At 67.2% G+C, this 10,928-nt stretch carries 8 protein-coding genes; 5 read left to right on the top strand and 3 right to left on the bottom strand.

Annotation, left to right across the window (positions count from 1 at the left end):
- Positions 1-1,203, bottom strand: a complete 1,203-nt coding sequence (locus ACZ6YI_RS11770; RefSeq protein WP_465778824.1) for an efflux RND transporter periplasmic adaptor subunit — start codon at positions 1,201-1,203, stop codon at positions 1-3.
- 199 nt (positions 1,204-1,402) lie between these two features.
- Between ACZ6YI_RS11770 and ACZ6YI_RS11765 the strand changes: the two genes are divergently transcribed.
- Both ACZ6YI_RS11765 and ACZ6YI_RS11760 read left to right on the top strand, forming a co-directional pair.
- Positions 1,403-2,392: a LysR family transcriptional regulator gene (locus ACZ6YI_RS11765; RefSeq protein WP_440323884.1), complete on the top strand. Its 990-nt coding sequence runs from the start codon at positions 1,403-1,405 to the stop codon at positions 2,390-2,392.
- A 93-nt stretch (positions 2,393-2,485) separates the two neighbouring features.
- Complete coding sequence (locus ACZ6YI_RS11760; RefSeq protein WP_465778823.1) at positions 2,486-3,601, top strand: serine hydrolase domain-containing protein; 1,116 nt, start codon at positions 2,486-2,488, stop codon at positions 3,599-3,601.
- 116 nt (positions 3,602-3,717) lie between these two features.
- Here the strand turns inward: ACZ6YI_RS11760 and ACZ6YI_RS11755 are convergent, their stop codons facing one another.
- Positions 3,718-5,289 (bottom strand): winged helix-turn-helix domain-containing protein, encoded by a 1,572-nt coding sequence (locus ACZ6YI_RS11755; protein WP_465778822.1) that lies wholly within the window; start codon positions 5,287-5,289, stop codon positions 3,718-3,720.
- Between the two features lie 13 nt (positions 5,290-5,302).
- Entirely contained in the window at positions 5,303-6,097 is a 795-nt protein-coding gene (locus ACZ6YI_RS11750) for an undecaprenyl-diphosphate phosphatase (protein ID WP_465778821.1), read from the bottom strand.
- Positions 6,098-6,253: 156 nt separating this feature from the next.
- On the opposite strand from ACZ6YI_RS11750, the gene ACZ6YI_RS11745 reads away from it, so the two are divergent.
- The 3 genes from ACZ6YI_RS11745 to ACZ6YI_RS11735 are packed head-to-tail and all read left to right on the top strand — an operon-like array spanning position 6,254 to position 10,776.
- Positions 6,254-7,771 (top strand): efflux transporter outer membrane subunit, encoded by a 1,518-nt coding sequence (locus ACZ6YI_RS11745; RefSeq protein WP_465778820.1) that lies wholly within the window; start codon positions 6,254-6,256, stop codon positions 7,769-7,771.
- Complete coding sequence (locus ACZ6YI_RS11740) at positions 7,768-9,216, top strand: EmrA/EmrK family multidrug efflux transporter periplasmic adaptor subunit (protein WP_465778819.1); 1,449 nt, start codon at positions 7,768-7,770, stop codon at positions 9,214-9,216. The genes ACZ6YI_RS11745 and ACZ6YI_RS11740 overlap by 4 nt, the downstream gene beginning before the upstream one ends.
- Before the next feature lie 3 nt (positions 9,217-9,219).
- Positions 9,220-10,776 carry a DHA2 family efflux MFS transporter permease subunit gene (locus ACZ6YI_RS11735; protein ID WP_465778818.1) on the top strand — a complete coding sequence of 519 codons (1,557 nt, stop codon included), beginning with the start codon at positions 9,220-9,222 and terminating at the stop codon, positions 10,774-10,776.
- Positions 10,777-10,928 lie beyond the last annotated feature (152 nt).

The raw sequence follows: 10,928 nt of genomic DNA, 5'->3' as shown, positions 1-10,928 counted from the left end.
TCAGTCCTTCGCCTGCGCGACGCTATCGACGCCGGCCGGGCGGCTGGCGACGTTGCGCGCGCTATCGGGTACCAGGGAGGCCATGGCCACGCGCTTGGCGTTCACTTCCACGCCGGGGCGCACGTGCTGCAGGCCGTTCACGATCACGACGTCATCGGCGTTCAGGCCGCTATCGACGACGCGCAGGCCATCGACGAGCGCACCGGTGGAGACGCGGCGGTATTCGACCTTCTTGTCCTTGCCGACGACGTAGACGAACTTGTTGCCGAGATCGGTGCCGACGGCCTTGTCGTCGATGAGGGCGCGCGGCTGGGCGGCGCCGCTACGCAGTTCCACGCGGGCGAACAGGCCGGGCGTGAACGCGCCATCCGCGTTGGGGAACACGGCGCGGAGGCGGATCGTGCCGGCGCCGGCCTTCACCTGGTTGTCGATGAAATCGATCTTGCCAATGTGCGGGTAGCCCTGCTCGTCGGCGAGGCCCATGTCGACTTCCGGGGCGTGGCCGTTCTGGCGGCGCAGGCGGTCGAGCTTCAGGAAGCTCTGCTCATCGACATCGAAGTACACGTACATCGGGTCGGTGGTGACGACGCTGGTGAGCGTATCGCTCGGGGTGACCAGGTTGCCGGCGGTGATCTGCGCGTTGCTGACCTTGCCGTCGACCGGTGCACGCACCTCGGTGAACGAGAGATTGAGGCGCGCGTTGTCGAGCGCGGCCTGCACCGAGGCGACCTGCGCCTTCGCGCTGGCGGCGGCGGTATCGAGGCGGTCGGCCTCTTCCTGCGAGACGGCGTGCTGCTGCACCAGCTTGCTGCCGCGGGCGGCGTTGGCGTCGGCGTTCTTCGCTTCGGCCTTAGCCTGGGCCAGGTTCGCGGCGAGGCGGTCGGCTTCGGCGCGGTACGGACGCGGGTCGATGGTGAAGAGCAGGTCGCCCTTCTTCACCGCCGCGCCTTCGCGGAAGTGCACCGAATCGACGTAGCCGTTCACGCGCGGACGGATCTGGATGCTGTCGACGGCCTGGATCCGGCCGGTGAACGTGTTGCTGTCACTGACCGGGCGGAGCAGCACCTGGGCCACGGTCACCTCGGGGGTGGGCATGGCGTGCGGCGGCTCGGCGGCGTGGGTGCTGGCGGGCGAGCCCAGCCAGATGGCGGACGCGATGGCGACGGCCAGGGCGGACGAACCGAACAGGATTTTCTTCTTCATGGAGGGGAATCCGATGAGTGTGTGTAGGGGAGCCGAAAGGGTTCGGGGCGGCGCAGGATCCGACCTCAACTTTGGTTGAGGTCAAGTCGGTCCGTGTCAGGAGGCGTAACCTAGGTCTTGCGCGTCAAGCGAAAAATGGGTCTACAATCATTCCGGCTGTGACGCTGAGTCACTAATCCCCTTGCAACCGGAGCTGGCGATGGAAGACTTTTCCGCTATCAGCGTGTTCGTGCGGGTCGTGGAGGCGAAGAGCTTTTCCGCCGCGGCGACCCATCTGGAAATGACCCCGTCAGGGGTGAGCCGGGCCATCTCCCGGCTGGAAGAAAGCCTGGGTGCCAGGTTGTTCTTCAGGTCGACGCGTTCGCTGCGTTTGACCGACGATGGCAGTGCGTTCTACGCACGATGCAAGGAGATCCTTGCTGACCTGACCGAGGCGACCGAAGCGCTCGGGTATGCCAAGACGAAGCCAGCGGGCAAGTTGCGCGTGGCCGCTTCCACCTCAGTCGGCCGTGCGGCGCTCATCCCCAACCTGGTCGAATTCGAGCAGCGTTATCCGGATATCCGGCTCGAACTGACCATGTGCGACTACCCGTTCGACCTGAACGAGGAAGGCTTCGATTGCGCGATCCGCATGGGCGAGCTGGCCGATTCCAGCCTGATCGCCCGCAAGATCGGCCATTTCAGCAACGTGCTCTGTGCTTCCCCCGCCTACCTGGCGCGGCATGGCATGCCCAGGTCCATCGAGGACCTGAAGAGCCACCGCGCGGTGAACTTCGTGCACCCGGCCACCGGCAAGCCCTCGCAGTGGCAGTTCGATTCGCCGGGCGGTCGGGTGTCCGTGGATGTCGATGCGCACATGATGATCAACGACGGCGAATCGGTGATCCAGGCGGCGATCGCCGGCCTCGGCATCATCCAGGCGCCGCATTGCCTGGCCGCGTGTGCCCTTTCGAAGGGCATGCTCGAAATCATCATGACCGACACGATCTCCACCGGCTCGAACCTGTGGATCGTCTACCCGCAGAAGCGCCACCTCTCGGCCCGCGTGCAGGCGTTCATCGAGTGGACCAGCGAGCTGTTCCAGCGCACCAGCGACCCTCAGTGCCGCCTGGTCGAACAGCAGCAGGCCGCCCTGGAAGCGGTGCGCAAGAAGAAGGCGGTGGCGCCGGCGATCGCCGCAGTGGCCTGAATACGCTCGGATTCATAAATCTTCATTCGTATTTCAGGCATTTCATTCGGCCTGGCGCTGGACTGGGGGCTCCCTTGATACGGAGCCTCCTCCATGCGCCAGCGCCTTGCCTGCCTCCTGCTCGCCTTCACCGCCCCGGCCGCCCTGGCCGCCGCCTACGCACCGCCCACCCAAGGCCCTGATGGCTGGCCCGTCGCCAGCGCGGCCACGCTGGGCTGGGACACCGCGACCCTCGATAGCCTCCCGGCGAAGATGGCCGACGGTACCTACAAGAAGATCACCAGCGTGGTCGTCGCCGACCGCGGCCGGCTGGTTTACGAGGGCTATTTCAACGGCGGCTCGGCCGACGCCCTGAATGACGTCCGCTCGGCGACGAAGAGCGTCACCGCCATGCTGGTGGGTGCGGCGATCCAGCGCGGTGCCATCCGCGATGTCCACGCACCGGTGTACGCCTTCTTCCCGGAGGTGAAGCTTGCCCGCGTGGATACACGGCGGTCGGGCATCACCCTCGAAGACCTGCTCACCATGAGCTCGATCTGGGAATGCGACGACGACAACGAGTTCTCCGCCGGCAACGAGGAGCGGATGTACGTGTCGGAGCGCTGGCTCGATTTCGCGCTGAACCTGCCGGTGCGCGGGTATGCGCCGTGGGTGAAGCGGCCGGCGGATTCCCCGTATGGGCGCACGTTCGCCTACTGCACGGCGGGCTCCTTCGTGGCCGGCGCAGTGGTCGAGCGGGCGGTGAAGAAGCCCCTGGCGAGCTTTGCCCGCGAGGCGCTCGAAACGCCGCTGGGCATCACCGATTCACACTGGAATGTCTCGAGCGAAGGCATCGGCATGGGTGGTGGCGGCACCCGCTACCGCGCGCGCGACCTCGCGAAGTTCGGTCAGCTCGCCCTCGATGGTGGCCAGTGGCAGGGCCGCCAGGTATTACCGGCGGCATGGGTCGCCGCGATGCTTACCGTGCACGCCCAGGCGCGCGATGACGCGGAATACGGCTACCAGTGGTGGCGCTTCCACTTCCCCATCGATGGCGTGGATACGCCGGTGTGGGCGATGAGCGGCAACGGCGGGAACTACGTGTTCGTCGTGCCATCGCGCGGCGTCGTGGCGGTCATCACCAGCCAGGCCTACAACGAACGCATCGCGCATCCCCAGTCGCAGGGGTTGTTCCGCGACGTGGTGCTCAAGGCACTACCCAGGCGCTGACTTGCCATGGGGATGACCTTGTGGAAAAGGATCTTGTGGGAGTGAGCTTGCGAACGATGCTCTTCCGCACACCCCATCGCTCGCAAGCTCACTCCCACAAATCGCAAGGCGGTGTGTCACCGCGGCTGGTCGCGTTGGCGGGATTCGTGGCAGGGCAGGTCGGCGGGACACCATGATGCATCCAGCACGCGCTCCCGCTCGGCGCGCGTGCGTCGCTCGATGCTCTCGATCACGGCCTGGAATCCCGGATCCGCGGCGATGGGGGCGAATAGTGGCGAAGCGCGGAGGTAGCCTGCGTCGCGCCAACCCATCGCCACCGCATCATCCAGCGCGGCGACTGCGCCACGGCGGTCTCCTGCGGCCTGCAGCAGCCAGGCCAGCTCGAAGCGGCTGGCCGGCCACGGGTCGTCGGCCAGCGCCTTCCGCGTCGCCGCGATGCGTTCTTGCAGCGGCTCGCCGGTGAGCGCCGGGTCGGCATAGAGCAATGCCAACGATGCCGGGAGCGAGGCATCGGGACGCATGGTATGTGCTTCCGCGAAGGCGTTTGCAGCCGCGGCCTTGTCGCCACGTCGGAGCGCCAGTTCGCCGTCGAGCTGCGCCAGTTCCGGCCGCGCGGTGTCGCGTTGCCGTGCCTCGGCGAGTGCGGCACGGGCTTCGTCGAAGCGCCCGTGCGCGAACAGGTAGGCTGGCCAGCCCATGTTGCCAAAGACGTTATCCGGGGCCAGTTCGAAGACCTGCTTGTAGCGCTGGCCCGCCTGGGTCACGAAGCCGAGCAGCTCGTACTCGCGCGCGAGCTGCACCTCGCGGTAACGCACGCGCGCCGGATCGCCGTGCATGTCGAGGTTGGCGTGCAGGGCGTCGGCGAGCCGGCCCTGCTCCTGGTAGAGATACGCGGCGGACGAGCGCGTGGCGTCATCCTCGGGATCCAGCCGCACCGCGGCTTCGTACGCGGAAATCGCGCCGCCGATATCGCCGAGGCAATCCCGCGCATAGCCCAGCGTCGCCCACGCGCGCGCGCTTTCGGGCCCGACGGACACGGCACGCCCCGCGATACGCAACGCGGCGCGCGCGTCGTCGAGGCCACCGTTGTAAAGGCAGGTGCGTGCGGCGCGCGTGCGGCTGGCGCCGGAAAGCGCCTCCACGTCATCGGGCGCTTCGTGCAACGCGCGGTCGTACAAGGCCAGCGCGCGCTCGTTGTTGTCGCGCTGACCCATGCTCGCGTACCAATGCGCGCGTTCCAGGATCTGCTGCTCGGCGCTCGGTGCCGGCTTCTGCTCGCGCGCCAGGAAGCTCGCGCCCAGCGCGGTGACCGCGAGGATGCCCACGGCTGCCAAAGCGGGCCACACCGCAAGACGCCGGCGCCCCGGCTCGATGAGGTCGGGGATCACCGGCGCGCCAAGCTGGTAGCCGCGGCTACGTACGGTGCGGATGTAGCGCGGTGCACGGGCATCATCGCCGAGGGCCTGGCGCAGCAATCGCACCCGCTGCGTGATCGTCTCCTCGTTCACCACGGCGGGCGCCCACACCGCTTCGATCAGCTCATCGAACGTAACGACGCGGTCGCCACGCTCGACCAGGCAGGCCAGCAGGCGGAAGCTGAGGCCCGTGACATCGAGCCGGCCGCCAGCGCGTTCGACGAGCTGGCGGTCGAGATCGATGGTGAGATCGAGGAGGCGAACGCGCGCCACGGGTCAGGCCGGATCAGACGCCGGACGGCAGGAACAGCAGCAGGGCGATGCCGAGCGCGATGCGGTAGATGGCGAAGGGCGTGAAGCGGTGCGAACGGATGTAACCGAGAAGCCACTTCACCGCGATGAAGGCGACGATGGTGGAGACGACGAAGGCGACACCCAGGCCGGTCCAGTCCTCGCCGGCCGCGCCGCCGTGCTGGTACGTCTTCAGCAGCTCATAGCCGGTCGCGGCGTACATGGTGGGGATGCCGACGAGGAAGGCGAACTCCGTAGCCGCCGCGCGGTTGCTGGTGCCGGCGAGCATGGCGACGAAGATGGTGGCCGCCGAGCGCGAGGTACCGGGGAAAATACCCGCCACCATCTGCGCCAGGCCCACGAGGATCGCGACGCGCCAGGTGATCTTCACCTGGTCGGGCCGCTTCGCCGCGACCTGTTCCGCACCGATCATCCAGATACCGCCGATGATCAGCGCCCACGCGATCGGGGTGATCGTCTCGGGCAGCTTGAAGCCCATCTTGGTGGCGATAAGGCCGAGCACCGCGGTGATCAGGAACGCCACGGCGAGCTTGGCGATGTAATCGCGCGTCTCCGGGCGGCGCCAGTTCTGCACGAAGCTCCACAGCGTGCGCCAGTAGATGAACGTGACCGCGAGGATCGCGCCGGCCTGGATGGCCACGTTGAAGAGGTCGGAACGTGCGCCAAGCCAGCGTTCGGCGATGAGCAGGTGGCCAGTGCTCGAGATGGGCAGGAATTCGGTGATTCCTTCGACGATGCCGAGGAGGATGGCGCTGATCAGATCGTTCACGTGGCTTTGATTCCAGATGGGACGGCGGCATAGCTTAGCCCGACCTACATGACTGCCGTCACGCCGTGCCCACGCGGGGCGCTGATATTTTCGACCGCGTCACGGGAGGGCCTTCTTGCGTCCGCTCGTTCGTAAAAACTTCCACACGGACCTGCCATGGCGCCATGCCCCACGCCGCGCCGCCGGGCCGGCGGACTGCCTGCCGCCTTGCTCTCCGGCGTTCTCTGCCTCAGCGCGTGCGCCCCCGCGGTGCGGCCACCGGCGTTCACGCCGCGCGAGGAAGTACCGCTCGCCGGCACGCCCACCGGCCAGGCAGGCTGGCCCGATGCGGCCTGGTGGCGCCGTTACGATGACGTGCAGCTGAATCGCGTGGTCGACCTCGCCATGCGCGGTTCGCCCAACCTCGAGCAGGCCGAAGCGCGCTACCGCGCCGCGCTGCGTGCGGTCGATTCGGCGAGGGCCGAGTTGAACCCACAGGTGCGCGGCCTGCTCTCCGGCAACCATGGCTACAGCGACGTCACGGTGACCGGCCAGGCGCCTGGCGCTACGGGCGGCACGGCGCAGGGCTTCGAGCTCAGCCCCGGGCATAGCTGGAGCAACAGCGGTGCCGCGGGCGCGCTGGCCACCTGGGACCTGGACCTGTGGGGCAAGCAGAAGGATGCCGTGGCCGCCGCCGTGGGCCAGGCGCGCGCCGCCGAGGCCGAGCGTGCGTCCGCCGCGACGTCCCTGCAGTACAACGTGGTGAACACCTATCTCGACTGGCAGGCACAGCAGGCCCGGCTGGATATCGCGCGGCACGTCGTGCGCAGCGCCGACGACTACCGCTCGCTCGTCGAACTGCGCGTGAAGCATGGCCTCGATGATCCGACCGCCCTCGACCAGGCCGACGCGCAGCTCGCGCAGCAGCGCGGTGCCGTGGCCCAGCTGGAAGGTGCGGCGCAGCTCGACAGGGTGCAGCTCGCCGCACTCGCGGGGGTTTCACCGGCGGACCTCGGCGAGCTCAAGCCGGTGCCGTTGCCCACGCCGGATGTCCAGCTTCCCCAGGATGCGCGCCTTGGTCTCCTCGCGCGGCGACCCGACATCGCTGCCGCGCGCTGGCAGATCGAGGCTTCCTCAAAAAACATCGACCAGGCCCGCAAGGCCTACTACCCGGATGTGAGTCTGATGGGCCTCGGTGCGTTCCTGCGCACCTACCCCGACCTGGGCTCCGGTACGCGCACGGATCTCGGCCTCGCCAACATCGGGCCTTCGATCCAGCTACCCATCTTCAGTGGCGGCCGCTTGCGCGCGCAGGTGGAGACCGCGCAGGCACAGCTCGATAGCGCCGTGGCGCAATTCGACAGTGCCGTCGTGCAGGCGGCGGGTGACGTCGCGCAAGGTATCGCGACGTTGCAGACACTCGACGCGCGGCGAACCCAGCAGGACAGGCAGTACGACGCGACGGTGGCCCAGCAGCGCAAGGCCGGCGACCGCCGCTCGAAAGGCCTTATCGACGACCGCGACTGGCTGCGTGCCGACATGCAGGTGGATCAGCAGCGTGATGCGCGCCTGCAGATCACCAGCCAGATGCTCTCCGCCAACCTCTCCCTGATCCATGCGCTGGGCGGCGGCTACTACGCCGATGATCTCCCCGCGCTGCCGGCCGGCCCCGCCGCGAAGGAAGCCACGCGATGACTACCGAGAACGAGATCCCGCGCGACGACGACGAGGGCGCCCAGCAGCCGCTGCCGTACAAGTATCGCTACAAGTACCTGCACAAGTACGGCGATGCCTCGGAGCCTGGTAAGGGCGACGGGGACGGAAAGGACGATGACGACGACGGCAAAAAGAGCGCCGGCAAGGACGAGGAGAAGGACGGCGACGATAAGGACGGGAAGAACGAGAAGAGCGACAAGGACGGCAAGGACAAAGACGGCAAGGACGAAGACAAGAAAGACAAGGACGAAGAGGACCCGAAGAAAAAGCGCCGCAAGGTGATCATCCTTTCGGTGATCGCAGCGGTGTTCATCCTCGCCGGTCTCGCCTGGCTGTTGCTCTACATCTTCGTTTTCACCCAGCGCGAGAAGACCGACGACGCCTACGTGAAGGGCGACATGGTCACCATCTCGTCGCGCGTCGGCGGCACCGTGGTCGAAGTCGCGGTGGAAGAGACCGAGCGCGTGCACGCAGGCCAGGTCCTGATCAAGCTCGATCCCGTCGATGCCAACGTTGCGCTCATGAATGCGGAAGGCCAGCTCGCCCAGGCCGTGCGCGAGGCGCAGGCGAAGATCCAGCAGGCTAACCAGGCCGATGCGGCGATTCCCCAGCGTCGCGCCCAGTACGAACAGGCGCGCGACGAGTACAACCGCCGCCACCCGCTGCTCGAGCGGCGCGCGGTGTCGGCGGAGGAAGTCGACACGGGCAAGCGGCAGATGCAGCAGGCCTATGCCGCGTTGCAGGCGGCCGAACGCGAGGCGGCCGCAGCGCATGCGCAGGTCGATGGCACCACGGTTGAAAACTACCCCGCCGTGATCCAGGCGCGCTCGCAGTTCCGCAACGCGTGGGTCAACAACGGCCGCAATGCCATCGTGTCGCCTATCGAAGGCTATGCGGCAAGGCGCCAGGTGCAGGTCGGCCAGCGCATCCAGGCCGGGCAGGATCTGCTCACCGTGGTGCCGCTGCAGGACCTGTGGGTTGACGGCAACTTCAAGGAAACCCAGCTCGAGAACATCCGGATCGGCCAGCCAGTGAAGATCACGACGGACATGTATTCCGACATGGAGTACCACGGCAAGGTCGTCGGCCTGAACGCGGGAACCGGTAGCGCCTTCTCGCTGCTGCCTGCGGAAAACGCCACGGGCAACTGGATCAAGGTGGTCCAGCGCCTGCCGGTACGCATCTCGATCGACCCGGAAGACCTGCGCAAGCATCCGCTGCGCGTCGGCCTCTCCACCTATGTGACCGTGGATACTCACGACCGCGATGGCCGGGTACTCGCGGATACGCCGCGAAGCAAACCGCTGGCGACGACGAACGTCTACGAGCAGGAGATGGGACAGGCGGACGAGCATGCGGAGGCGATCATCAGGGAGAACACGGTGGCGCTGCCGACGCCGGTGCCGGCCAAGAGCGGCCGCTGAGCGATGGCGGGTAAGGGCAACGGGAACGGAAACGGCGCGCGGGAGCCGTTGCACGGCGGCCAGCTGGCGCTGCTGACCGCGGGTGTCGCACTGGCGACCTTCATGGAGGTGCTCGACATCTCCATCGTCAACGTTTCCGTACGCACGATCGCCGGCAACCTGGGCGTCAGCAGCAACGAAGGCACGATGGCGATCAGTGCCTACTCCATGGCCAGCGCGGTCATGCAGCCGCTTACCGGCTGGGTCGCGCGGCGCTTTGGTGAAGTCCGCACGTTTACGATTTCGGTCCTGTTGTTCGTGATCTTCTCCGCCTGCTGCGGTCTCGCGCAGAGCATGCCCATGCTCATCGTGTTCCGCCTGTTGCAGGGCGCCGTGTCGGGACCGATGGTGCCGCTATCGCAGACCCTGCTGCTCAATAACTATCCACCCGCGCGGCGGCCCATCGCGCTGGCGCTATGGGCGATGACGGTGGTCGTGGCCCCGGTATTCGGACCGATCCTCGGCGGCTGGATCACCGACAACTACCACTGGTCGTGGATCTTCTTCATCAACATCCCGGTCGGCATCTTCGCGGTAATCATCACCATCACCCTCCTCAAGGATCGTGAATCGAAGGTGGTCAAGATGCCGGTCGATGCCATCGGCCTGTTCCTGCTGGCCGTGGGCGTGGGCTGCCTGCAGTTCATGCTCGACAACGGCAACGACGATGACTGGTTCACCTCGAACACGATCACCACGCTGGCGATCGTGTCACTGGTCTGCCTGACCTTCCTCATCGCCTGGGAGCTGATGCACAAGAACCCGGTCGTCGAGCTCCGGTTGCTCGGCAAGCGGAATTTCTTCGTCGGCGTGCTCTGCCTGTCACTCGGCATGTTCGCGTTCTTCGGCGGCACCGTCGTCATGCCGATGTGGGTGCAGGAGGTCCTGGGTTACACGGCCACCTGGGCCGGCTTCGTCGTCGCCCCCATCGGCATCCTGGCGATCTTCATGTCGCCGCTCGTGGGCGCCTTCCAGAACCGCTTCGACCTGCGCGTGCTCAATACCGTGGGCTTCGCGATTTTCGCGGCGGCCTCGTTCTGGATGGCGAACCTCAACACGTCGGCGCCCTATCACGAGCTCGCGCTACCGCGCATGATGATGGGCGCGGGCGTGGCGCTGTTCTTCGTGCCGGTGAACCAGATCATCCTGGCGGGCATTCCTGATGAGCAGGTGGCGAGCGCCTCGGGCCTGTCGAACTTCTTCCGAACGTTGGCCGGCAGTATCGCCACGGCCGTGAGTACCACCATGTACTCGCACCGGACGACCTACCACCACGCGGTGCTCTCCGAGCACGTGGTGGCCGGCGACCGTACCACGCAGGAATACCTGGACAAGCTGCAGATGTTCGGCGCGCAGGGACCGACGGCGAACGCCGCCCTCAACCGCATCGTCGACATGCAGGCCGCGACCCTCGCCGCGAACGACGTGTTCTGGCTCTTCGGCCTGCTGTTCGTGATGGCCATGGTCGCCATCTGGTTCGCGAAACCGCCGTTCGCCTCCGGCGGCACGGGCGGGCACTAAGCCGGCTGTTGTGGGAGCGGGGGGGGGGGGCGGGGGGGGGGGGGGCCCCCCCCCACCCCCCCCCCCCCCCGCCCCCACCCCCCCCCCCCCCCCCCCCGCGGGGCCCCAACACCCCGGAAGTAGGAACCCCCCCGCGCGCGCCGCAGGGGGCT

Source organism: Luteibacter sp. NPDC104163 (assembly GCF_055584245.1).
The sequence above is the reverse complement of the archived record's forward strand: the minus strand, read 5'-3'. Positions and strand labels throughout refer to the sequence as shown.